Source organism: Streptomyces sp. NBC_00483 (assembly GCF_036013745.1).
In the GTDB taxonomy this organism is placed as follows: Bacteria; Actinomycetota; Actinomycetes; order Streptomycetales; family Streptomycetaceae; genus Streptomyces.
Map to the genome: position 1 here is coordinate 6,031,453 of NZ_CP107880.1, position 26,664 is coordinate 6,058,116.

Genomic DNA, 26,664 nt, shown 5'->3' on the forward strand with positions numbered 1-26,664 from the left:
ACGATGTCCCCGTACGCCCCCCTCGCGTCCGCCGCCGCGGACCAGCCCGAGCACACCGGTGGTCTGCTCCTCCTGATACCCGGCACGGCCGGCCTGCTGACCGTTGCCGTCCTCGGCATCGTGCTGCTGCTCTTCCTGATCATCAAGGCCAGGCTGCAGCCCTTCGTGGCCCTCCTGACGGTGTCCATCGCCGTCGGCCTCGCGGCCGGCCTCTCCGTCACCGAACTCTTCGGCACCGTCCAGAAGTCCGACGTCACGTCCGTCATCGAGGACGGCATGGGCGGCACCCTCGGACATATCGCGATCATCATCGGCCTGGGCACCATGCTCGGCGCGATCCTCGAAGTCTCGGGCGGCGCCGAAGTGCTGGCGTCCCGCCTGATCCACCTCTTCGGTGAGAAGCGCGCCCCCGTCGCGATGGGCCTCACCGGCCTCATCTTCGGCATCCCGGTCTTCTTCGACGTCGGCATCTTCGTGCTCGCGCCGATCGTCTACGCGGCCGCCAAGCGCGGCGGCAAGTCGATCCTGCTGTACTGCCTGCCGCTGCTCGCAGGCCTGTCGATGACCCACGCGTTCCTGCCCCCGCACCCGGGGCCCGTCGCCGCTGCCGGCCTGCTCCACGTCGACCTCGGCTGGGTCATCCTCATGGGCATCGTCTGCGGCATCCCGGCCGTGCTCGCCGCGTGGGCCTGGGCCGCCTGGATCGGCAAGAAGATCTTCGTGCCGGTGCCGCAGGACATGGTCGAGGCCGCCGACGAGGCGAAGGCCGCGCTCGCCGATGAGCAGCGCAAGGACGGCATCACGCCCCGCGAGGACCCGGTTCCGCTCGGCATCGTCTTCACGATCATCGCCATCCCGCTGGTGCTGATCCTCGCCGCCACCTTCTCCTCGATCGCCATGGACCCGTCCACGGCCCGCTCGGTCATCGAGTTCTTCGGCAGCCCGTTCGTGGCGCTCACCCTCGCGCTGTTCGCCGCGTACTACCTGCTCGGCCTGCGCCGCGGCTGGTCCCGCAAGTCCCTGGAGACGGTGTCCACCGCGTCCCTGAAGCCGGTCGCCAACATCCTGCTCGTCGTCGGCGCCGGCGGCGTCTTCGGCGCGGTCCTTCAGGCCAGCGGCATCGCGCAGGCGCTGTCCGACACGTTCAGCAGCATCGGTCTGCCGATCATGGTCCTGGCGTACCTGATCTCGCTGGTGCTGCGCGTCGCGCAGGGTTCGGCGACGGTCGCCATCGTCACCACGGCCGGCATCGTGGGCCCGCTGCTCCAGGCCGGCGACTACTCGCAGCCGTACACGGCCCTCGTCATCATGGCGATCTCGGCGGGCTCCATCTTCGCCTCGCACGTCAACGACGGCGGCTTCTGGATGGTCTCCAAGTACTTCGGGATCTCCGAGCGGGACACCCTGCGCTCGTGGACGGTCCTGGAGTCGGTCCTCTCGATCGCCGGGTTCGTGGTGGCCCTGTTGATCAGCTTCTTCGTCTAGCGTTTCCGTCGTGCAGCTGTGCCGCACCCACCCCTGGGGGAGGTGCGGCACAGGCTTGTCCGCCATACTTCCGCCCGTGGAGCAGCGTATGGAGAACGAGAAGGTCACGCCCGTCACCGGTGCCGGCTTCGACCCGGCGCACATCCCTGGCCTGACGGCTCCCGCACGGCAGCCGGACGACGAGGTCACGGATGCCGATCAGACGCCGGAGGAGGTGACGACGACGCAGCCCGAAGCGCGGCCCGAGGAGCCCGAAGAGCCGGAAGCGGAAGCGGAAACGGAGACGGAAGCGGAAGCCGACGACTCCGCGGAGCCCGACGACACGGCGGATGCCGAAGAGGACGCCGCGGAGCCCGACGCCGACGCCCCCGTCATGGACGCCAAGGACCGCCGCGGCTCCATCACCGTCGACGCGACCGGCGTCCGTTTCACGCTCGACGACCAGGAGGCCGACTTCACCTGGTCCGAGATCAGCGCGGTCGAGTACGGCACCGTCCGCAAGCGCCTCACGGTGACCGTCCACATGGCCAACAGCCGCTGGTTCCCGAACGACGTCGAGGCCCCCGACAAGACCCGTCTGGCCGAGTGGACGGACCAGCTGGACAAGGCCCTGGACACGTACTTCGAGGACTAGTCGGGCAGTTGGTGGTGACGCCCCTCTTGCCAGAGCGGTGACTTTGCGCACCCTTGGTGTTCATGGCCGACACCACGGGCACCCCAGGAACCGGCGTCACCACCTCCTCCGACTCGCACCCCCGAAAGTCCAGCTGGAAATACATCGGCCCCGGCATCGTCGTCGCCGCGACGGGCGTCGGGGCGGGCGACCTCGTCGCCACCCTCATCGCGGGCAGCAACTTCGGCTACACCCTGCTCTGGGCCGCGGTCCTCGGCTGCGTCGTCAAGATCAGCCTCGCGGAGGCGGCGGGCCGCTGGCACCTGGCGACGGGCCGCACCCTCTTCGACGGCTGGTCGAGCCTCGGCAAGTGGACCACGTACTTCTTCGTGATCTACGTGGTGATCTGGGGCTTCGTGTACGGCGCGGCCGCGATGTCGTCGAGCGGGCTGCCCCTTCAGGCGCTGTTCCCCGACGTGTTCCCCGCCGACTGGTCGATCAAGCCGTGGGCGATCCTCTCCGGCGTGGTCGGCCTGGTCTTCGTCTGGCTGAACAAGTACAGCGTCTTCGAGAAGGTCATGACGGTGCTCGTCGGCGTCATGTTCGTCGTCACCGTCTATCTGGCGATCCGCGTCACCCCGCATCTCGGCGACGCCTTCGCGGGCCTGCTCCCGGTGCTGCCCGACGAGAAGGACTCGATCCTCAACACACTCGGTCTGATCGGCGGCGTCGGCGGCACCATCACCCTTGCCGCGTACGGCTATTGGGTCAACGCGAAGGGCTGGACGAACAGCTCCTGGATGAAGGTGATGCGCCTCGACAACCGGGTCGCGTACATCACCACCGGCATCTTCGTCGTGGCGATGCTGTTCGTCGGCGCGGAGCTTCTGCACGCGTCCCACACGGCGATCGCCGAGGGCGACAAGGGCCTGGTGGACCTCTCCAAGATCCTTGAGGCCCAGTACGGTGTGGCGACGGCGAAGATGTTCCTCATCGGCTTCTTCGCGACGTCCTTCACCTCGCTGATCGGCGTCTGGCACGGCGTGAGCCTGATGTTCGCCGACTTCGTCGAGCGCTACCGGCTCTCCCGCGTCGTCACCGGCGAGGAAGTGGCGAGCGGCGACCGCGAGAAGGGCTGGCCGTTCCGCGGCTTCCTGCTGTGGATGACGTTCCCGCCGATCATCCTGCTCTTCCAGGGCCAGCCGTTCCGCCTGGTCATCATCTACGGAGTCCTCGGCGCGGCCTTCATGCCGTTCCTGGCGCTGACCCTGGTCTGGCTGCTGAACTCCTCGCGCACGCCCGCCAGTTGGCGCAACGGCTGGCTGAGCAACAGCATGCTGACCATCGCGGGCCTGCTGTTCGTCGTCCTGTGCGCGAAGCAGATCTGGGACCAGCCGTGGTCGGAGTTCTTCTGATCCGTACGGGGCCCGTACGGGCCCGGGTGCGGGCAGCGCCGCCGGGGGAGCGGTGGCGCTGCCCGTCCGGGGTCACATGGCGTCGACGTGCGGACCCACGGTCGAGGACCACGCGTTGCCGGAGGTCGCGTCCCAGTTGGTGGACCAGGTCATCGCGCCGCGCAGGCCCGGGTAGGTCTTCGAGGGCTTGAACGAACCGCAGTTGGTGCCCTTGGTAAGGCAGTCGAGGGCGTCGTTCACGACCGAAGGGGCCACGTAGCCGCTGCCCGCCGCGCTCGACGAGGCCGGTGTGCCGATGCCGACCTGCGAGGGGTCGAGCCCGCCCTCGAGCTGGATGCAGGCGAGCGCCGTCAGGAAGTCCACCGAACCCTGGCTGTACACCTTGCCGTCGCAGCCCAGCATCGAACCGCTGTTGTAGTACTGCATGTTGACGACGGTGAGGATGTCCTTGACCGCGAGCGCCGTCTTGAAGTACTCGGCCGAGGTCGACTGCATGTCGATGGTCTGCGGCGCCATGGTGAGCACGAACCCGCTGCCCGCCTTGGCGGCCAGCGACTTCAACGCCTGTGACATGTAGGTGGAGTTGAGCCCGTTCTCCAGGTCGATGTCGACCCCGTCGAACCCGTACTCCTGCATGAGCGCGTACACGGAGTCGGCGAAGTTGGTCGCGGAGGCCGCGTCGCTGACCTGGATGGTGCCCTTCTCGCCGCCGATCGAGATGACCACGGACTTCCCGGCCGCCTGCTTGGCCTTGATGTCGGCCTTGAAGGCGTCGTCCGTGTAGCCGCCGAGGCCCGCCGAGTCGAGCGTGAAGTCGACGGCGCCGGGCGTCGTGGTGGCGTCGGCGAAGGCGACGGCAACGATGTCGTACGCGTCCGGGACGTCGGCGAGTTTCTGCACGGTCGCGCCGTTGTTGAAGTTCTGCCAGTAGCCGGTGACGGCGTGCGCCGGAACGGCGGCCGTGGAGCTTTCGGTCGTACTGGCCGCATTTGCCGTACTTGTCGTGGCGAGACCGCCCACGGCGAGCGCCGCCGCCGTGAACGCGCCAAGAAGTACGCCGAGCCGGGACCGTCTGCGATAGGAATGCGCCATTTCTTCCTCCAGGTGGGGGGAGGTCTCCCGGCACCGAAGTGGGGGAGAAGTGAGGGGAGTTGAGGAAGCAGCTGCTGGCCGTACAAACTGGTCCAGACCATTGGACTTGTCAAGGGTTGTCACCGGCGCTTCTTCGCCAACCCGCCCCCGACTCACCCCCATCGCCCCGTGAACAGTGCGAAGTGGGGTGTTGCGGGGCGGCTGCGTGGATATGGTGCTCAGGCAGCGGCACCGCGAGGTGCTGCTGGAGGGACGCAGAGCGACGACCGGGGGGTTCACGCGTGCCGACCGCCATAGCCGTGACCGACCCCGACCTGGTCCTCGCCTCGCCGGACCGGCACACACCGACCGCCACCGTGCTGCCCGTGGGCGAACCGCAGCAGAAGTATCCGCTCGACCGCGCCCTGACCGACGTCCACACACTGATCGAACAGCACGGGTACGTGATCGTGCTCTGCCCGGAATCGGCGCCGGACGCGACCGTGCACCGGCTGCATTCGATCCGTTCCGTGCTGGAAACCGACCGGATCGCGATCCTGCGCCCCGCGCTCCCGCCGCTCGGGCTCGCCGTACTGGCGCTGCAATTGCGCCAGTTGTCGATCTGCGACTTCAGCCCGGGCGTGCTCGCGTCGTCGGCGCGCCTGCTCGCGCATTACGTCTACGCGGGCGCGGTCGTCGGATCGGTGGCGAAACTGGACCGGGTCCCGGTCTCCCTGAAGGCGCACGCGAAGTCCTGGTCCCCGAACGCCCAGTTCGCGGTGGTCGCCTCGCCGCAACCCCAACTCCTGCGCCTCACGGGCTCGGAGACACCGACGGGCCCCGCTTTCGGGACCCGCATGGTCTACGCCGTCGGCCAGAGCACGCCGGACTGGCTCACCGGCGTCCTCGCGCCCGCCTGGCGGGTGCAGGGGGTGACGCGCACGCGGCTGCCGGCCGAGTCACCGCGATGGTGGGCGACAGGCAAGCAGGCCAGCCCCGGCCGCATCGTCGAATTCGCGGCGGCGATCCCCGACATCTCGGTCCTCTACCAACTCGTCTCCTCGGTCCGCCGCGAACAGTGCCACTGGTGCGGCCTCGAACTCATCGGTGACCGCTGCGGGTTCTGCTCCGCGCCGCTGGCGGGCGAGGCGCCACCCGAGGGCACGGGCGCGCCGACGCGCTCGGCACTCACGCCTGCGGCGGGCTCGACCCGAACAGCACTCCCACGTCCGACCCACTCCTGACCCCTACCAACGAGGTTGTTCGGTCCATGAATTCACGTCAGCGCCGCGGCGTCATACTCCTGGTCGTCTCGGCCCTGTGCGCCATCGGCGCGTTCGCCGGTGTGCTCGCCGTGATCCGTGACGTGAACTCGAAGGTGGCGCCGGAGGTGGACGCGTACGAGCTGAAACAGGACGTGTCCCCGTACAAGCAGCTCACGGCGGACCAGTTCGAAAAGGTGGAAATGCCGAAGCGGTGGCTGTCGGACACGGCCGTCACCGACCTCGGCGACATCCGCGGCAAGATCGCCGTCACGCAGCTCAAGAAGGGCTCCCTGCTCCAGTCCGACATGATCGTCGACCGCCCGAAGCTGGAGGCGGGACAGCAGGAGATCGCCATCATGATCGACGCGGAGACCGGCGTCGCCGGGAAGATCAACCCCGGCTCGAAGGTCAACATCTACGCCACCTTCAAGGCCGAGAACGACAAGCAGCGCGACCAGTCCAAGGTCATCGTGGAGAACGCCGGGGTGATCGACGTGGGCAAGCTGACCCCGATCGACCAGCAGGGCGCCGCGGACAGCGAGAACTCCACCCGCAGACAGGGCGAGGCCGTCCCGATCACCTTCGCCCTCGGCCCCGCGGACGCCCAACGGGTCGCCTACGCCGAGTCCTTCGCGACCCACGTACGCCTGGCCCTGGTGGCCCCCGGCGACACCGAGAAAATCACCCCGGAGGACCGCTCGTACACCTTGGAGGGCGACAAGTGACTTCACTTCACGCCCGGGCATTTCAAGCCCCTGCGGCGATTGAGCAGCGGGGCCCGGGGCAGAGCCCCGAGACGTCAACCACGGCGCCGCGGAACGGAGGTTCCCGCCGATGACCACCCGTATCCTCCCGGCGGTAGCTGACCCGGAAACCGCCAGAGGCCTCGTCACACTCCTCTCCCAGCTCCCCGACGCCGAACCCGCCCCACCCGTCCCCGACGCCACCGCCCTGCTCGACACCCTCGCCGGCCTCGCCGCCGAGTCCCTGGACGAGCTCCCCGAAGTCGTCCTGGTCCACGACCGCATCGGCCCCGTCCCCGCCCTCGACCTCATCCGCGACCTGGTGCTCCGCTTCCCGGCGGTGGGCGTCGTCCTGCTCACCGCCGACGCCGGCCCCGCCCTCCTCACCGCGGCGATGGACAGCGGAGCGCGCGGCATCGTCGCGTTCCCCCTCGGCTACGACGCCCTCGCGGAACGCGTCCACGCGGCGGCCTCCTGGTCGGCGGGCATGCGCCGCCACCTGGCGGGCGGCACGGGAACCGAACTCGTCCCGGCGGGCGGCGGCGGCCGGGTCATCGCGGTGGCAGGCGCGAAGGGCGGCGTAGGAACCACGGTCACCGCGGTCCAACTCGCCCTCGCAGCAAGGGCATCGGGCCGCACGGCCGCCCTCCTGGACCTGGACCTCCAGTCCGGCGACGTGGCCTCCTACCTCGACGTCCAGTTCCGCCGCTCCGTCGCCGACCTCGCCGCGATCCGCGACATCACGCCCCGCGTCCTCCAGGACGCCGCCTTCGCCCACGAGTCCGGCGTCGACCTGCTCCTGGCCCCCGCCGACGGCGAACGCGGCGAGGACGTCACGGACCGCGTGGCCCGCCAGGTGATCCACGCCCTGCGCGCCCGCTACGACGTGGTGGTCATCGACTGCGGTACGCAAATGTCCTCGGCGAACACCACGGCCATAGAACTCGCCGACCAGACGGCCCTCCTGGTCACCCCGGACGTCGTGGCGGTACGCGCGGCGAAGCGCATGGTCCGCCTCTGGGACCGCCTCCAGATCCGCAAGGCGGAGGAGACCCTCACGGTCGTCAACCGGCACGCCCGCTCGGCGGAGATCCAGCCGACGCTGGTGGAACGGGTGACCGGCACAAAGACGGCCCGCACCTCCATCCCGGCCGCGTACAAGGAACTCCAGGCGGCGGTCGACGCGGGCCGCATGCAGGACCTCGACAACCGCTCGTCGGTCAAGCAGGCGATGTGGGCGCTGGCGGCGGAACTCGACCTCGTGGCCACGCCCACACCTCCGACGTCGGGCCGCCGGGCCCGCCGCCGCGGCGACAAGGGCGCGGTGACCCTCGAATTCGCGGCGATGTTCCCACTGATCCTGGTCGTCCTCGCCCTGATGTGGCAGTGCGTCCTGTACGGCTACACGTACTCCCTGGCGGGCAACGCGGCGGACGAGGCGGCGCGGGCGGCGACATCGGCGTATGCCTCCGGCGCCGACGGGCAGGGGGCATGCGAAGCGGCGGGCCGTAAGAACCTTCCGGGGGCCTGGCAAGGTGCTGCAATCAGCTGTCCGAACAGCGGCGGCGTGGTCACGAAGGCCACGGTCGAAGTCGACGTCCCCCTCTTCTTCCCGGGAGTGAACCCGGGCTGGTCGGTGAAGGGCGAGGCGGGAGCGGCGACGGAGGCGGTCCGATGACGCCGCGCACAAGGCCGGTGCGGCCAATTCAAGCCCCTGCGGCGATTGAGCAGCGGGGTCCGGGGCAGAGCCCCGAGTCCGCAACCCCGCCGCGGCGAAACCCGTCCGGCGACCGCGGAGTCTCGATGCTGGAGTTCGCCGGCTTCCTCCCCTTCCTCCTCGTCATCGGCATGGCCGCAATCCAACTCGGCCTCGTCGGCTACGCCGCAAACCAGGCCGGATCCGCCGCCCGCGCAGCGGCCCGGTCCGAATCCCTCGCGCCCGGCACCGCCCAGGCGGCCGCCGACGCCGCGGCGAGCGCCTGGCTGAACCCCGAGGCGGCAGGGGGTGGCGGGGACGCCGTGACGTACACGGTCACCGTCCACGTACCACCGGTCATCCCGCTGTTCGGCGACGGCTGGTACCTCCACCGCACCGCAACCATGCCGAACGACCGCACAGACGCAGGAGGTTGAGGTGGCGAGGAGATGAGCCTACGTTCCCGGGTGGTCGCCACCCGTGACCCGGCCGGAGGCCCCGGCACCGTCACCCCCGCCGACCGCGACGAGGGCCTGGTGGCCGTCTACCGCACCAAGCTCCTGGAGGAGATCGACCTCGCGGAGATGTCGTCGCTCCAGGCCGCCGAACGCCGGCTCCGCCTGGAGCGCGTACTCGGCCACATCATCAGCCGCGAGGGCCCGGTCCTCTCCTCGACGGAGCGCACCCAGCTGATCCGCCGCGTCGTGGACGAGGCCCTCGGCCTCGGCATCCTCGAACCCCTCCTCGCGGACGCCTCGATCACCGAAATCATGGTGAACGGCCCGGACTCGATCTTCGTGGAACGAGCGGGCCGGGTGGAGCAACTCCCGCTCCGCTTCGCCTCGTCCGAGCAGCTCATGCAGACGATCGAACGCATCGTCTCCACGGTGAACCGCCGCGTCGACGAGTCCAACCCGATGGTCGACGCCCGCCTCCCCACCGGCGAACGCGTCAACGTGATCATCCCGCCGCTCTCGCTCACCGGCGCCACGCTCACCATCCGCCGCTTCCCGCGCGCGTACAGCATGGGCGAACTCCTGGAACTCGGCTCGCTCGACGAGCACATGCTGATGTTCCTCGCGGCCTGCGTCCGCGCCCGCTTCAACATCATCGTGAGCGGCGGCACGGGCTCCGGGAAAACGACCCTCCTGAACGCCCTCTCGGCGCTCATCCCGTCCCACGAACGCATCATCACGATCGAGGACTCGGCGGAACTCCAGCTCCAGCAGGAGCACGTGATCCGCCTGGAGTCCCGGCCCGCGAACGTGGAGGGCAAGGGCCAGATCACCATCCGCGACCTGGTCCGCAACAGCCTGCGCATGCGCCCCGACCGCATCATCGTCGGCGAGGTCCGCGGCGGCGAGACGCTCGACATGCTCCAGGCGATGTCGACCGGCCACGACGGCTCGCTCGCCACGGTCCACGCGAACACGGCGGAGGACGCCCTCACCCGGCTCCAGACCCTCGGCTCCATGTCGGAGGTCGACGTCCCCTTCGAGGCGCTGCGCGACCAGATCAACTCGGCGGTGGACGTCCTCATCCAGCTCACGCGCGCCGCCGACGGCTCCCGCCGTATCACCGAGATCGCGCTGCTGATCTCGCACGGCCGCGAACAGTTCCGGATCGCGTCCGCGACCCGCTTCGTCGCGCAGCCCTACGTCTCCGGGGCCACGGACGACGAGATCCGCCGGGTCCGCGGCTACTACGAGCACCTCCCGCTGCCCCGCCTCCTCGCCGACCGGCTCTACGTGGCGGGGGAGGCGGTGCCACCCGCGTTCGGCGTCGTGGAGTCGGTGGACGAACGCAACACGAGGGAGGCGACGGGATGACAACTGCTGTTCTACTGGCCCTGGTTGCCACGGTCTTCGCCTGCGTCGTCGCGATCGCGGGCGTCCACGCGCTGGCCTCGGGGCGGGCCCGGAGCCAGGATCTGGTCGACCGCCTGGACGCGTACCCGGCGGGCGGTGACCCGGCCGCCGGCGGCGTGGGCGGCCGGGCCCGCCGCTTCACCACCATCGACCGCCGCCTGCGCCGCACGCGCCTGGGCCGCTCGGTGCACCTGCGCCTGTCGGCGACGGGCCTGGACGTGACGGCGGGCGAGTTCTCGGTCTACGTAGCCGTGGTCGCGGTGGGCCTGTGGCTGCTGGCGGCGTCGACACTGGCGCCGTTCTTCGGCCCGATCGCGGCACTGGTGACCATCTACAGCGCGCTCATCTTCCTCAACTGGCAACGCCAGAAGCGCATCGAGGCCTTCATCAACCAACTCCCGGACGTGGCGCGGCTCCTGGCGAACGCGACGGCCGCGGGCCTGGCGCTGCGCACGTCGCTCGCGATGGCGGCGGACGAACTCGAAGCGCCCGCGGGCGAAGAACTCTCACGCGTGGCCGACCAGTTGGCACTCGGCCGCTCGGTGGACGATGCCCTGGACGAACTCGCAACCCGCCTCCCCTCCCGCGAACTGGTCGTCCTCGTCACCACGCTGGTCCTCTCCAACAAGGCGGGCGGCACGGTGGTCTCCTCCCTCCGCAATCTCACAAAAACGCTGGAGGACAGGAAGGAGACCCGCCGCGAGATCCGCACGATGCTCTCCGAGGTCAACGCGACGGCCTTCACGGTCCCGCTCCTCGGCCTCGGCTCCCTCCTCCTGATCAACTCCTCGAACGACGGGGCGTTGGCGCGCGTGACGGACTCGGGAATGGGCCGGGCCCTGATCCTCATCTCACTCGCCCTCTACGGCATCGGCTTCTTCGTGATCCGCCGCCTCGGCCGAATCGAGGTGTGAGGAGACGATGTCGACAACGATGATGGGCGTACTCCTCGCGGTCCTCGCGGGGGCGGCGACCCTGGGCATCTTCTTCGGTATCCGCATGTACCGCGCGGATGCCAAGGTCCCCAGCGACCTGGCCCTGGCCCTGGAGGTGGGCGCCAGTCGGGTCTCCACCACCGGCTCCGCGGTCGACCGCATCGGCATGCGGTTCGCGCCGCTGGTGCTGCGCCTCATGGGCCCGCGCCGCGTCGACGCCAAGCGCCGGAAGATCGACATGGCGGGCAACCCGGGCGGCCTGACGATCGACCGCTACGCGGCACGCAGGGCGGTGTACGGGATGTTCGGCCTGATCATGGGCCTGGTCTTCCTCTCCGCCGACAGCCCTCTCTTCGGGCTCCTGACCCTCGCCTTCGGCGCGCTGGCGGCGGACGCGCTGATCTGGCAGGCGGTCCGCGACCGCAAGGAAGTCATCGACCGCACGCTCCCCGACTTCCTGGACGTCCTCGCGGTGGTGGTCTCGGCGGGCCTCGGCTTCCGCCAGGCGCTTGACCGGGTCTCGGAGAAGTACGAGGGCCCATGGGCCGACGAACTCCGCATCACGCTCCGCCAGATGGACATGGGCGTCCCGCGCCGCCAGGCCTTCGACGAACTCCGCCGCCGCAACGCCTCCGAACAGGTCGCCCAGTTCGTCTCGGCGCTGCAACAGGGCGAGGAACTCGGCTCCCCGATCGCGGACACCCTCATCCAACTCGCCACGGACATGCGCCGCACAGACGCCCAGAACTCCCGCCGCCGGGCGGCAAAGACGATTCCGAAGGCGACGATGGTGACGTTGGTGTTCATGCTGCCGGCGACGATGATCCTTATCGCCACGGGGATGTTCCTGGGGTCGGGCACGAACTTCGGCTCGATACTGGGCCGTTGAGAGGCATGGGGCGGAGGGCGGCGATGGCGAACAGGGCAACGCGTCGACAACTTCCGGTCAAGCGGGTCCCCTTACTTGGCGAATACGGGTGCAGAGGGTTGCGCTTCACGTACGTTGCGTGTGTTGATTTGGTTGCCTTGGCGAAAGTGCCGGAAGTGGTGAAAGGGGGCTCCCGTGATCAGGGACAAGCTGCTCGGGGTGTGGGTGACGTGGACCAATGCGCTGGGGGAGCGGGCTCGGCGGGATTCAGGGGCCGGGTTTGTGGAGTATGCGGGGCTGATGATTCTGATCGCGGGAATCTTTTTGGCGATCGACACACTGGGGCTGGACAGCAAGATCTCCCAGGCCATCGGCAACGCGGTGAACCGCGTCGTCGGAGGGGGCTGAGCGCCCGCCTGCCAAGCGGTGACCGTGGATCCACATTGCCGATCTATATCTGGCTGACCGCGATTCTGCTGGTCGCTGCATTGGCCTTTTTCGCCTTTGCCCAAGCGGCTTCGGCGCGGAACGGTGCACAGTCCGCTGCCGACGCTGCCGCGTTGGCAGCAGCGCAGTCTGCCCGTGACGAGCTGATGCTGGGACTGGGTGACGCGCTCGAAGGCGGTGACAACTGGTTGGACTGGCTGGAGGGCATGGACCCAAAGGACGACGGTGCGCCGGGGGCCGCGGCGGGTCGTCTGGCGGCAGCCAACGATGCCGATGTCACCGACGGCCCGGCTTTCACCAAGGTCAACGGTGACCCGGGCTATCGGGTTGGTGTGGAGACCCGCCACACGGTGGGCGACACGATCATCCCCGGCACAGAGACCAAGCGGGCCAAGGCGCATGCCACAGCGGTGATACAGCCACGCTGCGACGTCCCTGTGGATGCGGACTTCAAAGAGTCCCTGCAACTCACCTGCGACGGTAAGGCGTTGGACTTTGACCCGGAGGACTTCGACCTGGACGACCTGCCGGACGCGTCCGACCTGTTCGCCGTCCGCCTTGCCGACTGACGAGAGAGGGAAGCCGCAGCGATGAACCTTCGGCGAACGACGACCACCCGCCGGGCACTGGCTGCGGCGACGATCGCGGCCGGTCTGGTCCTGTCCGTGACTGGTTGTGGAGGCGACGGCGACAAGGGTGAGGGGGACGCAGCGAAGTCCTCGGCACCGGCACAGCAGGGCGGCGACGACAAGGCGGAGTCCTCGGCGCCTTCGACGGACAAGCCGTTGGCCGAGGTGAAGAGCAACGGCATGACGCTCACGGTCACTTCGGCAACGCGTGATCAAGGCGGGTTCCTCAACATCACCGGCACCGTCACCAACGGGACTTCCGGGATTTGGGTCGGCGCCGACTGGAAGAGCGATGAGACCGAGCTGCAGGGGAGCGTCGGGTCGATGGCCGGGGCCAGCGTCGTCGACCAGGAAGGCAAGAAGAAGTACCTGATCCTGAGGGATACCCAGGGACGGTGCCTGTGCACGAAGTTCCAGGGCGGGATCGACCAGGGCAAGACCCGCGACTGGTTCGCCCAGTTCCCGTCGCCGCCGGAGGGCACGAAGTCGGTCCAATTCCAGGTCCCCACCATGCCCCCGGCCCAACTCAACCTCACCGAGGGCGAGTAACCATGCCCCGACGTCACCGAACCGCCACCGTCCTCATCGCCGCAACGGCCCTCCTGCTCACCACCGGCACCGTGGTGGCCCACGCCGACGACGAGCCCACCGGGGCCCCGCCCGGCAGCACCAGCAGCTCTCCGCCTCCCTCGGTGGACGCCAACAACCCCGGGCTCAAGCTCGCCGACGGGGCCACCCTCGCCCCCGCCAAGGTCCTGGACATCAAGTCCGTCGTGGAGGACCTCTCCGGCGAGGAGCGCCGTACGGACACCAATGAGGACGTGACGTTCGCCCTCCAGGCCGAGGTCCTCTTCCCCAAGGACAGCTCCAAGCTGAACCCCGACGGGAACTCCCGGATCCAGGCGATCGCCGACGAGATCAAGAACCAGAAGGCAAGCTCCGTACGCGTCTTCGGGTTCACCGACAACCTCGGCTCGTACGCCCACGGCCTCAAGCTCTCCAAGAACCGCGCGGAAGCCGTCCACGACGCTCTGACCGCGGCGCTCGGCGCGCAGGGCTCGGACATCACGTTCCAGGTCAGGGGTTACAGCGAGGACTACCCGATCGCGGACAACGACTCGGAGCAGGGCCGGAAGAAGAACCGCAGGGTCGAGGTCTCCCTCCCGAAGTCGAGCTGACGCGGACAGGCCCACGGGAGTACGGGAGTACGGGAGTACGGAAGTACGGAAGTACGGGGAACACGCGAACACGCGAACACGCGAACACGGGACTGTGACGGAGAACTACGAAGCGGCCGTAGTTTGCGGTCACAGCCCCACGCACCGGTGGCAGGGACCGCCGGATCAGTCCACGTACACCGGCAGCCGCTCCACCCCGTACACGATCGACAGCTTCCGGAACTCCAGCTCCGACGGCTCCACCGCGAGCCGCAACTCCGGGAAGCGCCGCACCAGTTGGGGGAAGGCCGCGCGCAGTTCCATCTTGCCGAGTTCCGCGCCGATGCAGCGGTGGATGCCGTAGCCGAACGCCAGGTGCGAGGAGGAGGGCGGGCGCGCGGGGAGGAAGGCGTCCATGTCGTCGTCGGCCCCGCCGAGCCGGGGATCGCGGTCCGCCGCGCTCAGCGAGACGATGACTATGTCGCCGGCGGCGAGCGGCACCCCGCCGATCTCGGTGTCCTCGCGCGCGAAGCGCGGGAAGGCGGTCTGGACGACCGTGAGGTGGCGCAGGAGCTCGTCGACGAAGGGGGCCGCGACCGTCGCCGGGTCCTCCGCGTCGCGCAGCGCCGTGAAGTGCTCGCGGTCCTTGAGCATGATCATGGTGCCGAGGGCGATCATGCTCGCCGTCGTCTCCAGGCCACCGGTCAGGACGCCGTCCGCGAGGCCCGTGAGCTCCTCGTCGGTGATGTTGTCGCCGTGCTCGCGCACCAGCATGCCGAGCAGGCCCTCGCCCGGGTTGCGGCGCTGCTCCGCGACGACGCCGCGGAGGTAGTCGAGCGACTGGGAGACCGCGCCGAAGGAGGCTCCCGCGCCGCCCAGCACGTCGAAGCGGGCGACCGAGAACTGCTGGAACGCGTCGCGCTCCTCGTACGGGACGCCGAGCAGCTCGCAGATGACGAGCGCGGGGACCGGCATCGCGAAATGCTCGACGAAGTCGGCCGTGCCGTCGGGCGACTCCCGGGCCGCCTTCTCCAGATGCGCCAGCTGCTCCTCGATGATCGAGTGGATGCGCGGCGTGAGCCGTGAGAGGCGGCGCATCGTGAACTCGGGCGTCAACAGGCGGCGCAGCCGCGTGTGGTCCGGCGGGTCACAGAAGCCGAGGCCGCCGGGGTGCTGCTCGGCCTCGGCACCGCCCACCCCCACCAGGTTGCGGAAGTCGTTGCTGAACGCCTTCGCGTTGCCGAGGACCTCCTTCGCCTCGTCGTAGCCGGACACCAGCCACACCGTCATGCCGGGAATCGGCAGTTTGCTGACGGGTTCGCGGTCGCGCAGCGCACCGATCTCAGGGACCGGGTCGACGCCCTCGCGGCGCAGCGGCAGCAGCGCGGCGTCGGGGAGTTTCGACAGCACGGACAGGTCGAGGCTTCCCCCCTTTCTGCGCAGCCGGGAGAAGTAGAGGCGGGTCAGCCAGGTCGCTATCGCGGAACGTACGGACATGTGCTCGCATTTCTGCGGTGAGGCGGTAGGACGGACGGGCCTGATGGAGGTGTGGGGCTGGAGAATGCCGGTGGGGAACGCCAAGGGTACGTGCGATCCCCCTGTTCTACGGAAGAGGGCCAACCCCCACCCCCACCCGGGGGCTACCCCCAGTACCGGCGAAATCGAGATGAATCCGACCGGGTGTGACTGCGATCATGCGCAGCATGACCACTTCCGACAACCTTCGTCCCACTCATGCGGACCGCCCCTACGAAGAGCTCGTCGCCGAGGCCGTCGCCGCTCCCACCGAGGGCTGGGACTTTTCCTGGTTCGACGGACGGGCCACCGAGGAGCGGCCCTCCTGGGGGTATGCCCGCCTCATGGGGGAGCGGCTCGCCGGTGCGGAATCCGCCCTCGATCTGCACACCGGTGGGGGTGAGGTGCTGAACCTGGCCCCGAAGCTGCCGTCCCTGATGGCGGCGACCGAGGGCTGGCCCCCGAACGTCGAGAAGGCCACCCGCCTCCTGGGCCCCCGGGGCGTGGTCGTCGTCGCCTCGCCCGACGACGCCCCGCTGCCCTTCGCCGACGCGGCCTTCGAGCTGGTCACCGCCCGCCATCCGGTGAAGGCCCACTTCACGGAGATCGCCCGCGTGCTGCGCCCCGGCGGCACGTACTTCGCCCAACACGTGGGCCCCAGCAGCGTGTTCGAGCTGGTCGAGTACTTCCTTGGGCCGCAGCCGGCCGAGGTGCGCGAGGGGCGTGACCCGTACGCGGAGCAGCGCGAGGCGGAGGCGGCCGGACTGGACATCGTCGACCTGCGCGCCGAGCGGTTGCGCATCGAGTTTCATGACATCGGGGCCGTTGTCCACTTTCTGCGCAAGGTCGTATGGATGGTCCCTGGCTTCACAGTTGACGCCTACGATTCCCAACTCCGGGCGCTGCACGAGCAGATCAAGCGGGAAGGGTCGTTCGTGGCCCACAGCAGCCGCCATCTCATCGAGGCACGCAAGCCGTAACTGGCGCCTCTGGCCACCTCCGTAACTCTGGCCTCTACAGCCGTCTCGCGTAAGGTCCCGCCCCATGAGCCACACGCAATTCAGCCAAGCTTTCCTGTACGAGACCGAGCGGCACGCGGCGTGGGGTGGCGCTCAGCTCGAAGCTCTCATGGGGTTCCTGCCCGAAGGGGCGTCGTGGACGGCCGACCTGCCGACATGCCGCTACCGGCAGGGCCACGTGGACATACGGGTCGGCGTTCTCGGCACGTATGACGCCGCCCAGAGGTCGTGGATGTGGGGCTGGGCCAACCCCGAACTGCGCGGCACGCCCGTCGCGGCGCTCTCCGAACAGGTGGGGCGATTCGGCCAGAGCCGGGGGATAGCCGAGTTCACGACCCAGGTGCTCGACCTGTCCGGCTTCCCCGACCCCCGCCGGGCCGCCGAGACCCTCGCCTTCGCGGGGATGGGCGTGACGGGCGCTCCCGGCTACATAGGCGTGCCCGCGAACCCGGAGACCCAGGTCTACTTCCTGCCCGAGGACCCGCAGGTGCCGCGTGCCCCTCTCGACCCGGTCACGCTGCCGCGCACGCTCGTCCAGGCCGAGGGCCTGCTCGGGGTCGACGCCAGGCGCCTGGTCGCGGGCTTCTTCGACCACCACGGGGTGGCGTACCGGGACAACGGCGGGCAGATCGCCGCGGAGCTGCCCGGTTCCGTCCCGGCCGAGATCGGCTTCGACGAGGCGGGCCGCATCGCCGGCATCCGCCTCGCCTTGCACTGAAGGCGGCGCGACCGCAGAAAACCGCGACCGCAGGAAACCGCGACCGCAGAAAACTACGCCTCGTCGCGCAGTCCGATGCGCAGGTGCTCCACATGGAAAAGCGCCTGGTCGAGAAGCTGCGCGACGTGGTCGTCATACAGCGCGTAGACGATCGAGCGCCCCTTGCGCTCACCGCTGACCAGGCCCAGATTGCGCAGCAGCCGCAGCTGGTGCGAGCACGCGGACTGTTCAAGGCCTGCCGCCTCCGCCAGGTCGCCGACCGCACACGGCCCCTCCTGAAGGCGGGCCAGGATGCGCAGGCGGGACGGAGTCGCGAGGGCCTGGAGCGTCGCCGCGACATCGGCCGCGCCCACGACGTCGAGCCGCTCGCGCGTGCTGCTCTTGTGATCGATTCCATGGCCCATGGGCTCATCGTATCCAGGTGACGACCGCCTGCCATGGCACACATGAAGAGGTCTTCATGTATTCCTGTATCGTGAGCCCCATGCCTGCACCCGTGTCCGCCTCCGCACCGGCCGAGGTCGCCGCGACCGCCCCCGCCGCGCCACGCGCCACCCACGGCTCCCGCACCCCGCTGCTCGCCCTCCCCGAGGCGCGCTGGGCGGCGACCGCGACCGCCGCCTTCCTCCTCGCCCTCCCGCTTCAACTCCTGGGCGCCACGGCCTGGTTGTGGGGCCCGCTGTACGCCGTCGCGTACGTGGCCGGGGGCTGGGAGCCCGGACTCGAAGGCCTCAGGGCGCTGCGCGAGAAGACCCTCGACGTCGACCTGCTCATGGTTGTGGCCGCACTCGGCGCCGCCGCGATCGGACAGGTCATGGACGGCGCCCTGCTCGTCGTGATCTTCGCGACCTCCGGCGCCCTGGAGGCCCTCGCCACCGCCCGCACCGAGGACAGCGTGCGCGGACTGCTCGACCTGGCCCCCGCGACCGCCACCCGCCTCACCGTCGACGGGACGGAGGAGACCGTCCCCACCTCCGAACTCGCCATCGACGACGTCCTGTTGATCCGTCCCGGCGAACGCGTCGGTGCGGACGCCCGCGTCGTCGACGGCGCGAGCGACGCCGACCAGGCCACCATCACCGGCGAACCCCTGCCCGTCCCCAAGACCGTCGGCGACGAGGTGTTCGCCGGCACCCTCAACGGCACCGGCGCGCTGCGCGTCCGCGTCGCCCGCGACCCCTCCGACACGGTCATCGCCCGCATCGTCGCCCTGGTCGAGGAGGCCACCCGCACCAAGGCGCCGACCCAGCTGTTCATCGAGCGCATCGAGCAGCGCTACGCGCTCGGCATGGTCGCCGCGACCCTCGCGGTCTTCCTGGTCCCGCTCGCCTTCGGCGACGCGCTCACCGACGCCCTCCTCCGGGCCATGACCTTCATGATCGTGGCCTCGCCGTGCGCCGTGGTGCTCGCGACGATGCCGCCCTTGCTTTCGGCGATCGCGAACGCGGGCCGCCACGGCGTGCTCATCAAGTCGGCGGTGGTGATGGAACGCATCGGCCGCACCGACACGGTCGCCTTCGACAAGACGGGAACACTGACGGAGGGTGCCCCCCAGGTGACGGAACTCCACCCCGAACCCCCGTACACGGAGGCCGAGTTGCTGACCCTGGCGGCATCGGTGGAGCAACACAGCGAACACCCGCTGGCCCGCGCGATCGTAACGGCGGCAAGAGATCGATCCCTGCCCCTCCACCCCGTAGAGGCATTCGAATCGACTCCCGGAAAGGGCGTTTCCGGCAAGGTCTTCAGGGGCGCGGGGAACTGCGCACCGATCCCCGCCTCCGTCGAACCCGCGAACACGCCCCTCCAAATCGCCGCGGGCTCCCCGACGCACATGGGGTTGCAGCCCACCACCACCCCGGGCACCGAGGTCGCCGTCCAGGTAAACGGAACCCTGGCCGGCCGCCTCACCCTGACCGACACACTCCGCCCCACCGCGCCGCAGGCGATCCGCACACTGGCCGCCCGCACGGGCACCGCCCCGATCCTCCTCACCGGCGACCACGCCCACGCCGCGGCGGCCGTGGCCCACCAGGTCGGCATCGCCCCCGGCGACGTACGCGCAGGCCTCCTGCCCGACGACAAGGCGCACGCCGTACGTGAACTGGCGGACGCCGGCCGCACCGTCCTCCTGGTAGGCGACGGAGTCAACGACGCACCCGCGCTCGCCGCCGCGCACACCGGCGTGGCCATGGGCCGCGGCGGCTCCGACCTGGCCCTCGAAACCGCGGACGCCGTCCTCGTACGGGACGAGCTGGGCGCCCTGGAGCGCACGGTGGCGCTGTCCAGGCGCGCGCGCCGCCTGGTCGTCCAGAACCTCGTCATCGCGGGTGTGTTCATCGCCGGGCTCGTGATCTGGGACCTGGCGGGGCATCTGCCGCTGCCGCTCGGCGTCGCGGGGCACGAGGGCTCCACCGTCCTGGTCGGTCTCAACGGCCTGCGCCTGCTGCGCGAGCGCGCCTGGACGCGCTGAGCGAGTGATCCGGATCGTTATCGATACGCGATCCAATGCGGCCTAAGAATCACGTAAGTTCAGACCAACGGCAATTCGCGCGAGCAAAGCTGCGCGTCGGTACCGCGCAGTGGAGGGGGCTGCGCGGTGCTCCGGCCGCAATCACGCCATTCACCCGTGGCGGAGCCCGAAGGGCCGCCCCCGCGTCAACCACGCGTGTGACACGGGAGAGGGACGCCACGCCGGGGGCGGAGGATCCCCCGAATCGGGGCCGCGAACCCCGTCCAACCTGCTGCGGGGCGGCTTGAAAGCCCCCTCCTGGAGTCGCCGTACGACTTCGGAGCGTAGTTGTGGCACGCCGATGCGAGCGTCCGCACTTACGAAGGGTTATGGTGGAAACCCCCCCTCGGGCCGGTCCGTATCCCCCCCCACGGACCGGCCCGTTTTTTGTCCCGGACTTCCCCGGGTCAACCCCCACTCCCGTTACGGGAGTTCAGCGCCGGCCGTTCCAGATGTTCGTGCCCGCCGTGGTGACGGCGAACGAGTCGATTTCGGTCAGCTCCTCGTCGGTCAGCTTCGGACCTTCGAGCGCGGCCAGGTTCTCCTCCAGCTGCTTGACGCTGGAGGCGCCGATCAGAGCCGACGTCATCCGCTCGTCCCGCAGCACCCAGCTCAGCGCCATCTGCGCGAGGGACTGGCCGCGACGCTGCGCGATGTCGTTCAGCCCGTTCAGCCGGCGGACGACGTCCTCGCTCAGCAGGTCCGGGTCGAGCGACTTGCCCTGCGTCGCCCGCGAACCCTCCGGGATCTCCTTCAGGTACTTGCCGGTCAGCAGCCCCTGCGCGAGCGGCGCGAAGGAGATGCAGCCCATCCCGGCCGCCTCCAGCGTGTCCAGCAGATTGTCGTCCTCGGTCCACCGGTTGAGCATCGAGTACGAGGGCTGGTGGATGATCGCCGGGACGCCCATCTCCCGCAGCAGGCGCGCCGCTTCGGCCGTCTGCTCGCTGGTGTACGAGGACACACCCACGTACAGCGCCTTGCCCTGCTGGACGGCGGAGGCGAGCGCGCCCATCGTCTCCTCGAGCGGCGTGTCCGGGTCGAAGCGGTGCGAGTAGAAGATGTCCACGTAGTCGACGCCCATCCGCTTCAGGGACGCGTCGAGCGACGACATCAGGTACTTGCGGCTGCCCCACTCCCCGTACGGGCCCGGGTGCATGCGGTAGCCCGCCTTGGTCGAGAGGACAAGCTCGTCCCGGTACGGGGCGAAGTCCTGCGCGAAGATCTTGCCGAAGTTCAGCTCGGCGCTGCCGGGCGGCGGCCCGTAGTTGTTCGCGAGGTCGAAGTGTGTGACGCCCAGGTCGAAGGCACGGCGCAGGATCGAACGCTGGCTTGCAAGTGTGCGGTCGTCACCGAAGTTGTGCCACAGTCCGAGGGAGACGGCGGGGAGCTTCAGGCCGCTGCGGCCCGTGCGCCGGTACTCCATGGAACCGTACCGGCCTGCCGAGGCGACGTAAGGAGAGGTGTCGTTCATGGCTACGAAGCTACGTCAGGTCCCTGACACCCCACAGCCGACACCTAGCTACGCCCGAGTAGGCTTCCGCCTTCGGGGACTCCCATCAGCACGGAGGGCAAAGAGACCGTGAACCTGCGCGAGAGGCTGCGCGGCCTACTGGTCAGGCTGTACGCACGCCGGGTGGAAGGCCACCTTGACCACGATCAGGCGCCCAAGCACATCGGCGTCATCATGGACGGCAACCGTCGCTGGGCCAAGGCCGCCGGATCCACCACCGCCCAGGGCCACCAGGCGGGCGCGGCGAAGATCGAGGAGTTCCTCGGCTGGTGCAGCGAGACGGACGTCGAGGTCGTCACGCTCTGGCTGCTCTCGACGGACAACTTCGACCGTCCCCAGGAAGAGCTGGTCCCGCTCCTCGGCATCATCGAGGGCGTCGTGCGCACGCTCGCGGAGGACGGCCGCTGGCGCGTGCAGCACGTGGGCAACACCGACATCCTCCCGTCGGGCATGCAGGCCGTGCTCAAGGAGGCCGAGGAGTCCACGGCGGAGCGCGACGGAATAGTGGTCAACGTCGCGATCGGCTACGGCGGCCGCCAGGAGATCGCCGACGCCGTCCGCTCGATGCTGCTCGACGCCTCGGACAAGGGGCAGTCGCTCGAGGACGTCGCCGACACCGTCACCGTCGACGCCATCGGCAAGCACCTGTACACCAAGGAGCAGCCCGACCCGGATCTGGTCATCCGCACCAGCGGCGAGCAGCGGCTGTCCGGTTTCATGCTCTGGCAGACGGCCCACTCCGAGTACTACTTCTGTGAAGTCTTCTGGCCGGCCTTCCGCAAGGTCGACTTCCTGCGCGCGATGCGCGACTACGCCCTGCGCCACCGGCGTTTCGGGGGCTGACTCCCGGTCACCGGGAGACGTACGTCATCAGGAGTTAACGAACGCGCCGTCATGTGCTTTTGCATGGCGGCGCTTGTTCGAGGGAATAAGCCTTCCAAGTCGGTGTCCGAGCCAAGGACACCGCATCTCAGCGGACGGCACGGGGCCGTCCGCCCGGGAGGCCCTTTGCACCAGGACGACCGTACGCAGCTGAGTACGGATGACGACTTGGAGGGCCGGTTCTCGGCCCGCGCACGCGGCCCACGAACCGGTCCCGAAAACTCCGTCGCTCCCCGACCTCATCCGAGGGGGTACGTCCTTCCGTGGTGACCAGTAACAAGCGCCTTCGCAAGCCCGACCGGCGCACTTATGTTCTCGACACCAGCGTCCTGCTGGCCGATCCGAACTCCATGACCCGTTTCGACGAACACGAAGTGGTCCTTCCTGTCGTCGTGGTCACGGAGTTGGAGGCCAAACGGCATCATCCGGAGCTGGGTTACTTCGCCAGGCAGGCACTGCGCCTGCTCGACGACTACCGGATCCGCCACGGACGCCTGGATGCGCCGATCCCTACCGGCGAACTGGGCGGCACCCTGCGCGTCGAGCTCAACCACTCCGATCCCAGCGTGCTGCCCTCGGGCTATCGACTGGGTGACAACGACAGCCGCATCCTCGCGGTCGCCCGCAATCTGCAGGCCGAGGGATACGACGTCACCGTCGTGTCGAAGGACCTGCCGCTGCGGATCAAGGCGTCCTCCGTGGGGCTCCTCGCCGAGGAGTACCGCGCCGAACTCGCCATCACGGACTCCGGCTGGACCGGCATGTCCGAACTGACGCTGCCCGCCGAGCAGGTCGACCTCCTCTTCGAAGAGGACACCCTCTACGTTCCCGAGGCGGCCGACCTTCCCGTACATACGGGTCTGACGATCCAGTCCGAGCGTGGAAAGGCGCTCGGCCGCGTCACACCCGAGGGCAACGTCCGCCTGGTGCGCGGCGATCGGGAGGCCTTCGGCCTCAAGGGGCGCAGCGCCGAGCAGCGGATCGCCCTCGATCTGCTGCTCGATCCGGACGTCGGGATCATCTCGATGGGCGGCCGGGCCGGCACCGGCAAGTCCGCGCTCGCGCTGTGCGCGGGCCTGGAGGCCGTCCTGGAGCGGCGCCAGCACCAGAAGGTGATGGTCTTCCGGCCGCTGTACGCGGTCGGCGGTCAGGAGCTCGGCTATCTGCCGGGCAGCGAGGCCGAGAAGATGGGGCCATGGGCACAGGCGGTCTTCGACACGCTGTCCGCCGTCACGTCGCGCGAGGTGATCGAAGAGGTCACCGCCCGGGGGATGCTGGAGGTCCTGCCGCTCACCCACATCAGGGGCCGCTCGCTGCACGACGCGTTCGTGATCGTGGACGAGGCGCAGTCCCTGGAGCGGAACGTCCTTCTGACGGTCCTTTCACGCATTGGGGCGAACTCGCGTGTCGTCCTCACCCATGACGTCGCGCAGCGCGACAACCTCCGTGTCGGCCGGTACGACGGGGTGGTCGCGGTCGTCGAGAAGCTGAAGGGACATCCGCTCTTCGCGCACGTCACGCTCACCCGATCGGAAAGGTCGCAGATCGCGGCCCTGGTGACCGAAATGCTGGAGGACGGTCAGATCTAGCCCGTACAGGGCCTGTTCATCCCTTTTGGCGCCGTTCGGCAAGGCCCGAGAGCCTAGCCGGGCGGCGCCGCGGCGTGTGCTCGTTTCCGAAAACCCCGAGGGGCAAACGGGGTGTGAGCTTTCACACGCGGTGGGGAATTGCCTTGCCATGCTCCGATGCGGCAGAGTCTCGGTCCTGTCAGGCCCCGCATACGACACTTGCGTGCCCCCAGCGGTACGAAACCACAGCAGCACCCGCTGCACCTGAACTACATAGAGGCCGTCGTATGCCGCCCGAGCACCATGCGGCGCTCCCGTCACGGGAGTTGTCCACCGGGCCCGTGTCTCCCGTGACCCCGCAGTTGGGAGACCAGTGCCAGGGGCACGATTGCGTCCGCGACGGTCACGGTCAAGCGGGCGATGCTGGAAGGAAACCGTGTGAGCCGGATTTCGGTCCGGGGATTCGCAGTGGTCTCGGCCACCGCGGTCACCACAGTCGGCGCCGTCGTGGGTGTTGCCTCGGGCAGCACCGGTCAGCCCACCCAAGGGGCTGAAGCGGCGGCGAGCGACTCGACCCTCCTCGCTGACATCCCTGCCGGTCAGCAGGCGCAGGTGCAGACCTCGTCGCTGAAGCAGCAGGCGCAGACCCAGGCCATCGCGGCCGACACGGCTGCGCAGAAGACCGCCGAGGAGTCCGCCCGGAAGCAGGCAGCCGAGGACGCGGTCGCCAAGCAGCAGGCCGCACAGGACGCCAAGGAAGCCAAGGAGAAGGCCGAGAAGGAGGCCAAGGAGCGGGAGGCAGCCAAGAAGGCGGCCGCCAGCCGCTCGGCCACCCGCGACGCCTCCGACTTCAACACCCAGGCTTCGTACAGCACCGCCCAGGTCCAGTCGATGGCACGTCAGATGGTGCCGTCCGGTCAGTTCCAGTGCTTCAGCAACATCGTGGACCACGAGTCCAGCTGGAACTACAAGGCCACCAACGCCTCGTCCGGTGCCTACGGTCTCTTCCAGGCGCTGCCCGGCACCAAGATGTCGTCGGCCGGCGCGGACTGGCAGACGAACCCGGCCACGCAGATAAAGTGGGGTCTCGGTTACATGAACGACCGCTATGGCAGCCCCTGCGAGGCCTGGTCGTTCTGGCAGGCCAACAACTGGTACTGAGCAACCAGTAGTTCGCAACCTCGCGAAGCCCCTCACCGTCCTCACGGTGAGGGGCTTCGGCGTTGTCACGCGGTACGGTCGGGGCCACAGGCTCAACGAGGACGGATGATGTCGCGAGTTCCAGGGTGGCTCGGCCGGGTAGGCGCGGGAATCAGCAAAGTGGGCGAGCGCCTCGACGAGCGCCGCGCAGAGGCCGAGCGGGCCGAGGAGGACGAGCTGCCGCCACGGCCGACGCGGGCACCGGCGGCGGCTCCCGAGCCGGAGCCCGGTGCGCCGGGCCCGGCCGAAGCACAGCCGGCGCACGACACGGACCACGTGCCCGCGCCGCCCGCGTACGCGCCGGCGGTCTCCCCGCGGCCCGAGCCGGCCGTCGCCGTGCCGTGGGGCCTTCGGGTCGCGGCAGAGGCCGGCTGGCGGCTCCTGGTGCTCGCCGGGACGCTCTGGGTCCTGATGAAGGTCATCAGCTCGGTGCAGCTGGTGGTGTTCGCGTTCATCGCGGCGCTGCTCATCACCGCGCTGCTTCAGCCGACGGTGGCGCGCCTGATGCGCAGGGGAGTGCCCCGGGGCCTCGCGACGGCCCTGACGGCCATCCTCGGCTTCGTCATCATGGGGCTCGTCGGCTGGTTCGTGGTCTGGCAGGTCCAGGAGAACATCGACCAGCTGTCCGAGCAGGTCCAGGACGGCATCGACGATCTGCGCAGGTGGCTGCTGAACAGCCCCTTCCACGTGACCGACGGTCAGATCAACGACATCGCCAAGTCGCTGCGCGACGCGGTCGGCGCGAACACGGACGAGATCACGTCGGCGGGCCTGGAGGGCGTCACCGTCATCGTCGAGGCGCTGACGGGCGTACTCCTGACGATCTTCTCGACGCTGTTCCTGCTCTACGACGGCAGGCGCATCTGGGAGTGGACCCTGGGGCTCGTCCCCGCGCAGGCCCGTCCCGGTATCGCGGGCGCGGGTCCGAGGGCCTGGCGCACGCTCACGGCGTACGTCCGCGGGACGGTGATAGTGGCACTGATCGACGCCATCTTCATCGGCCTCGGGATCTTCTTCCTCGGCGTCCCGATGGCCGTGCCCCTGGCGGTCTTCATCTTCCTGTTCGCGTTCATCCCGCTGGTGGGCGCCGTCGTCTCCGGCGCGCTCGCCGTGGTCGTCGCGCTGGTGACGCAGGGCGTGTTCACCGCGGTGATGACGCTGGGCGTGGTGCTCGCGGTGCAGCAGATCGAGGGCCACATCCTGCAGCCCTTCATCCTGGGCCGAGCGGTCCGGGTGCACCCCCTGGCCGTCGTCCTGGCGGTCGCCGCGGGCGGCATGGTCTCCGGCATCGGCGGCGCGGTGGTGGCGGTGCCACTGGTGGCGGTCACGAACACGGTGGTCGTCTACCTACGGGCGTGGTCCCGCGAGGCCTCCCTCAAATACTCCCCGGAACCCCACGGCGCGACCGCGGTGAGCGCGACCCCGAAATCCAGTCCGGACGAGTAGCGCCCAATTCCAGCCCCGCCGGCGTTTGAGGCGCGGGGTCCGGGGCGGAGCCCCGAGACGTAAGAAACGGGGGCCGGATCAATCCGGCCCCCGTTTCTGGCA

Annotated in this window: 24 protein-coding genes and 1 pseudogene; 21 read left to right on the forward strand and 4 right to left on the reverse strand. The window is 69.3% G+C overall.

What is annotated here, in order from left to right; all coding sequences use genetic code 11:
• The first annotated feature begins 3 nt into the window (after nucleotides 1-3).
• From OHA73_RS27185 to OHA73_RS27195, 3 genes and pseudogenes are all read left to right on the forward strand, one after another.
• A complete protein-coding gene (locus OHA73_RS27185) occupies nucleotides 4-1,485 on the forward strand; it encodes a GntP family permease (protein ID WP_266713539.1) in 1,482 nt (493 codons plus the stop codon).
• A 76-nt stretch (nucleotides 1,486-1,561) separates the two neighbouring features.
• On the forward strand, nucleotides 1,562-2,119 hold the full coding sequence (locus OHA73_RS27190) for a hypothetical protein (RefSeq protein WP_327656361.1): 558 nt from the start codon (nucleotides 1,562-1,564) through the stop codon (nucleotides 2,117-2,119).
• Nucleotides 2,120-2,181: 62 nt separating this feature from the next.
• A pseudogene (locus tag OHA73_RS27195) lies at nucleotides 2,182-3,704 on the forward strand (Nramp family divalent metal transporter).
• Here the strand turns inward: OHA73_RS27195 and OHA73_RS27200 are convergent.
• Nucleotides 3,586-4,605 (reverse strand): chitinase, encoded by a 1,020-nt coding sequence (locus OHA73_RS27200; RefSeq protein WP_327656362.1) that lies wholly within the window; start codon nucleotides 4,603-4,605, stop codon nucleotides 3,586-3,588. The pseudogene OHA73_RS27195 and the gene OHA73_RS27200 overlap by 119 nt on opposite strands.
• A 281-nt stretch (nucleotides 4,606-4,886) precedes the next feature.
• On the opposite strand from OHA73_RS27200, the gene OHA73_RS27205 reads away from it, so the two are divergent.
• The 11 genes from OHA73_RS27205 to OHA73_RS27255 all read left to right on the forward strand — a co-directional run bounded on the left by OHA73_RS27205 (nucleotide 4,887) and on the right by OHA73_RS27255 (nucleotide 14,213).
• On the forward strand, nucleotides 4,887-5,828 hold the full coding sequence (locus tag OHA73_RS27205; protein ID WP_266713547.1) for a hypothetical protein: 942 nt from the start codon (nucleotides 4,887-4,889) through the stop codon (nucleotides 5,826-5,828).
• Nucleotides 5,829-5,854: 26 nt separating this feature from the next.
• Nucleotides 5,855-6,574: a Flp pilus assembly protein CpaB gene (cpaB, locus tag OHA73_RS27210; protein WP_327656363.1), complete on the forward strand. Its 720-nt coding sequence runs from the start codon at nucleotides 5,855-5,857 to the stop codon at nucleotides 6,572-6,574.
• Between the two features lie 109 nt (nucleotides 6,575-6,683).
• Nucleotides 6,684-8,270: an AAA family ATPase gene (locus tag OHA73_RS27215; RefSeq protein WP_327656364.1), complete on the forward strand. Its 1,587-nt coding sequence runs from the start codon at nucleotides 6,684-6,686 to the stop codon at nucleotides 8,268-8,270.
• Between the two features lie 125 nt (nucleotides 8,271-8,395).
• Nucleotides 8,396-8,725, forward strand: a complete 330-nt coding sequence (locus OHA73_RS27220) for a TadE/TadG family type IV pilus assembly protein (RefSeq protein WP_327656365.1) — start codon at nucleotides 8,396-8,398, stop codon at nucleotides 8,723-8,725.
• Between the two features lie 12 nt (nucleotides 8,726-8,737).
• Nucleotides 8,738-10,117: a CpaF family protein gene (locus OHA73_RS27225; RefSeq protein WP_327656366.1), complete on the forward strand. Its 1,380-nt coding sequence runs from the start codon at nucleotides 8,738-8,740 to the stop codon at nucleotides 10,115-10,117.
• Nucleotides 10,114-11,070, forward strand: coding sequence for a type II secretion system F family protein (locus OHA73_RS27230; protein ID WP_266713557.1), 957 nt, complete (start codon nucleotides 10,114-10,116; stop codon nucleotides 11,068-11,070). Before OHA73_RS27225 ends, OHA73_RS27230 begins: the two co-directional genes overlap by 4 nt.
• A gap of 7 nt (nucleotides 11,071-11,077) precedes the next feature.
• The gene (locus OHA73_RS27235; protein WP_327656367.1) at nucleotides 11,078-11,980 is read left to right on the forward strand and encodes a DUF5936 domain-containing protein; all 903 of its coding nucleotides are present in this window, start codon (nucleotides 11,078-11,080) and stop codon (nucleotides 11,978-11,980) included.
• A 177-nt stretch (nucleotides 11,981-12,157) separates the two neighbouring features.
• On the forward strand, nucleotides 12,158-12,367 hold the full coding sequence (locus OHA73_RS27240; protein ID WP_404073168.1) for a hypothetical protein: 210 nt from the start codon (nucleotides 12,158-12,160) through the stop codon (nucleotides 12,365-12,367).
• A gap of 35 nt (nucleotides 12,368-12,402) precedes the next feature.
• On the forward strand, nucleotides 12,403-12,975 hold the full coding sequence (locus OHA73_RS27245) for a pilus assembly protein TadG-related protein (protein ID WP_327656368.1): 573 nt from the start codon (nucleotides 12,403-12,405) through the stop codon (nucleotides 12,973-12,975).
• A gap of 21 nt (nucleotides 12,976-12,996) precedes the next feature.
• The gene (locus OHA73_RS27250; protein ID WP_327656369.1) at nucleotides 12,997-13,584 is read left to right on the forward strand and encodes a hypothetical protein; all 588 of its coding nucleotides are present in this window, start codon (nucleotides 12,997-12,999) and stop codon (nucleotides 13,582-13,584) included.
• A 2-nt stretch (nucleotides 13,585-13,586) separates the two neighbouring features.
• Nucleotides 13,587-14,213 (forward strand): OmpA family protein, encoded by a 627-nt coding sequence (locus tag OHA73_RS27255; protein WP_327656370.1) that lies wholly within the window; start codon nucleotides 13,587-13,589, stop codon nucleotides 14,211-14,213.
• Between the two features lie 165 nt (nucleotides 14,214-14,378).
• On the opposite strand, the gene OHA73_RS27260 is transcribed toward OHA73_RS27255, so the two are convergent.
• Nucleotides 14,379-15,689, reverse strand: coding sequence for a cytochrome P450 (locus OHA73_RS27260; RefSeq protein ID WP_267069392.1), 1,311 nt, complete (start codon nucleotides 15,687-15,689; stop codon nucleotides 14,379-14,381).
• 206 nt (nucleotides 15,690-15,895) lie between these two features.
• Between OHA73_RS27260 and OHA73_RS27265 the strand changes: the two genes are divergently transcribed.
• On the forward strand, nucleotides 15,896-16,687 hold the full coding sequence (locus OHA73_RS27265) for a methyltransferase domain-containing protein (RefSeq protein ID WP_327656371.1): 792 nt from the start codon (nucleotides 15,896-15,898) through the stop codon (nucleotides 16,685-16,687).
• 64 nt (nucleotides 16,688-16,751) lie between these two features.
• A complete protein-coding gene (locus tag OHA73_RS27270; protein ID WP_267069390.1) occupies nucleotides 16,752-17,444 on the forward strand; it encodes a DUF6882 domain-containing protein in 693 nt (230 codons plus the stop codon).
• 53 nt (nucleotides 17,445-17,497) lie between these two features.
• Here OHA73_RS27270 and OHA73_RS27275 read toward each other — a convergent pair whose 3' ends face one another.
• The gene (locus OHA73_RS27275; RefSeq protein WP_327656372.1) at nucleotides 17,498-17,848 is read right to left on the reverse strand and encodes an ArsR/SmtB family transcription factor; all 351 of its coding nucleotides are present in this window, start codon (nucleotides 17,846-17,848) and stop codon (nucleotides 17,498-17,500) included.
• 80 nt (nucleotides 17,849-17,928) lie between these two features.
• Between OHA73_RS27275 and OHA73_RS27280 the strand changes: the two genes are divergently transcribed.
• On the forward strand, nucleotides 17,929-19,917 hold the full coding sequence (locus OHA73_RS27280) for a heavy metal translocating P-type ATPase (RefSeq protein ID WP_327656373.1): 1,989 nt from the start codon (nucleotides 17,929-17,931) through the stop codon (nucleotides 19,915-19,917).
• Nucleotides 19,918-20,389: 472 nt separating this feature from the next.
• On the opposite strand, the gene mgrA is transcribed toward OHA73_RS27280, so the two are convergent.
• The gene (mgrA, locus tag OHA73_RS27285) at nucleotides 20,390-21,427 is read right to left on the reverse strand and encodes an L-glyceraldehyde 3-phosphate reductase (protein ID WP_266713577.1); all 1,038 of its coding nucleotides are present in this window, start codon (nucleotides 21,425-21,427) and stop codon (nucleotides 20,390-20,392) included.
• Between the two features lie 108 nt (nucleotides 21,428-21,535).
• Here mgrA and OHA73_RS27290 point away from each other — a divergent pair, with 108 nt between their 5' ends.
• The 4 genes from OHA73_RS27290 (at nucleotide 21,536) to OHA73_RS27305 (ending at nucleotide 26,562) form a co-directional block, all read left to right on the forward strand.
• Nucleotides 21,536-22,309: an isoprenyl transferase gene (locus OHA73_RS27290; protein ID WP_266713579.1), complete on the forward strand. Its 774-nt coding sequence runs from the start codon at nucleotides 21,536-21,538 to the stop codon at nucleotides 22,307-22,309.
• Nucleotides 22,310-22,611: 302 nt separating this feature from the next.
• Nucleotides 22,612-23,937: a PhoH family protein gene (locus tag OHA73_RS27295; RefSeq protein ID WP_266713581.1), complete on the forward strand. Its 1,326-nt coding sequence runs from the start codon at nucleotides 22,612-22,614 to the stop codon at nucleotides 23,935-23,937.
• Between the two features lie 399 nt (nucleotides 23,938-24,336).
• Nucleotides 24,337-25,077, forward strand: coding sequence for a lytic transglycosylase domain-containing protein (locus OHA73_RS27300; protein WP_266713583.1), 741 nt, complete (start codon nucleotides 24,337-24,339; stop codon nucleotides 25,075-25,077).
• 108 nt (nucleotides 25,078-25,185) lie between these two features.
• A complete protein-coding gene (locus OHA73_RS27305) occupies nucleotides 25,186-26,562 on the forward strand; it encodes an AI-2E family transporter (RefSeq protein ID WP_266713585.1) in 1,377 nt (458 codons plus the stop codon).
• Nucleotides 26,563-26,664: the final 102 nt, after the last annotated feature.

What these genes read in the sequence shown, in the direction of transcription:
- OHA73_RS27300 (WP_266713583.1), top strand. Translation starts at nt 24,337, where the DNA reads ATGCTGGAAGGAAACCGTGTGAGCCGGATTTCGGTCCGGGGATTCGCA.
- OHA73_RS27280 (WP_327656373.1), top strand. Translation starts at nt 17,929, where the DNA reads ATGCCTGCACCCGTGTCCGCCTCCGCACCGGCCGAGGTCGCCGCGACC.
- OHA73_RS27235 (WP_327656367.1), top strand. Translation starts at nt 11,078, where the DNA reads ATGTCGACAACGATGATGGGCGTACTCCTCGCGGTCCTCGCGGGGGCG.
- OHA73_RS27225 (WP_327656366.1), top strand. Translation starts at nt 8,738, where the DNA reads ATGAGCCTACGTTCCCGGGTGGTCGCCACCCGTGACCCGGCCGGAGGC.
- OHA73_RS27230 (WP_266713557.1), top strand. Translation starts at nt 10,114, where the DNA reads ATGACAACTGCTGTTCTACTGGCCCTGGTTGCCACGGTCTTCGCCTGC.
- OHA73_RS27220 (WP_327656365.1), top strand. Translation starts at nt 8,396, where the DNA reads ATGCTGGAGTTCGCCGGCTTCCTCCCCTTCCTCCTCGTCATCGGCATG.
- OHA73_RS27265 (WP_327656371.1), top strand. Translation starts at nt 15,896, where the DNA reads ATGACCACTTCCGACAACCTTCGTCCCACTCATGCGGACCGCCCCTAC.
- OHA73_RS27200 (WP_327656362.1), bottom strand. Translation starts at nt 4,605, where the DNA reads ATGGCGCATTCCTATCGCAGACGGTCCCGGCTCGGCGTACTTCTTGGC.
- OHA73_RS27305 (WP_266713585.1), top strand. Translation starts at nt 25,186, where the DNA reads ATGTCGCGAGTTCCAGGGTGGCTCGGCCGGGTAGGCGCGGGAATCAGC.
- cpaB (WP_327656363.1), top strand. Translation starts at nt 5,855, where the DNA reads ATGAATTCACGTCAGCGCCGCGGCGTCATACTCCTGGTCGTCTCGGCC.
- OHA73_RS27215 (WP_327656364.1), top strand. Translation starts at nt 6,684, where the DNA reads ATGACCACCCGTATCCTCCCGGCGGTAGCTGACCCGGAAACCGCCAGA.
- OHA73_RS27185 (WP_266713539.1), top strand. Translation starts at nt 4, where the DNA reads ATGTCCCCGTACGCCCCCCTCGCGTCCGCCGCCGCGGACCAGCCCGAG.
- mgrA (WP_266713577.1), bottom strand. Translation starts at nt 21,427, where the DNA reads ATGAACGACACCTCTCCTTACGTCGCCTCGGCAGGCCGGTACGGTTCC.
- OHA73_RS27270 (WP_267069390.1), top strand. Translation starts at nt 16,752, where the DNA reads ATGAGCCACACGCAATTCAGCCAAGCTTTCCTGTACGAGACCGAGCGG.
- OHA73_RS27255 (WP_327656370.1), top strand. Translation starts at nt 13,587, where the DNA reads ATGCCCCGACGTCACCGAACCGCCACCGTCCTCATCGCCGCAACGGCC.
- OHA73_RS27275 (WP_327656372.1), bottom strand. Translation starts at nt 17,848, where the DNA reads ATGGGCCATGGAATCGATCACAAGAGCAGCACGCGCGAGCGGCTCGAC.
- OHA73_RS27250 (WP_327656369.1), top strand. Translation starts at nt 12,997, where the DNA reads ATGAACCTTCGGCGAACGACGACCACCCGCCGGGCACTGGCTGCGGCG.
- OHA73_RS27260 (WP_267069392.1), bottom strand. Translation starts at nt 15,689, where the DNA reads ATGTCCGTACGTTCCGCGATAGCGACCTGGCTGACCCGCCTCTACTTC.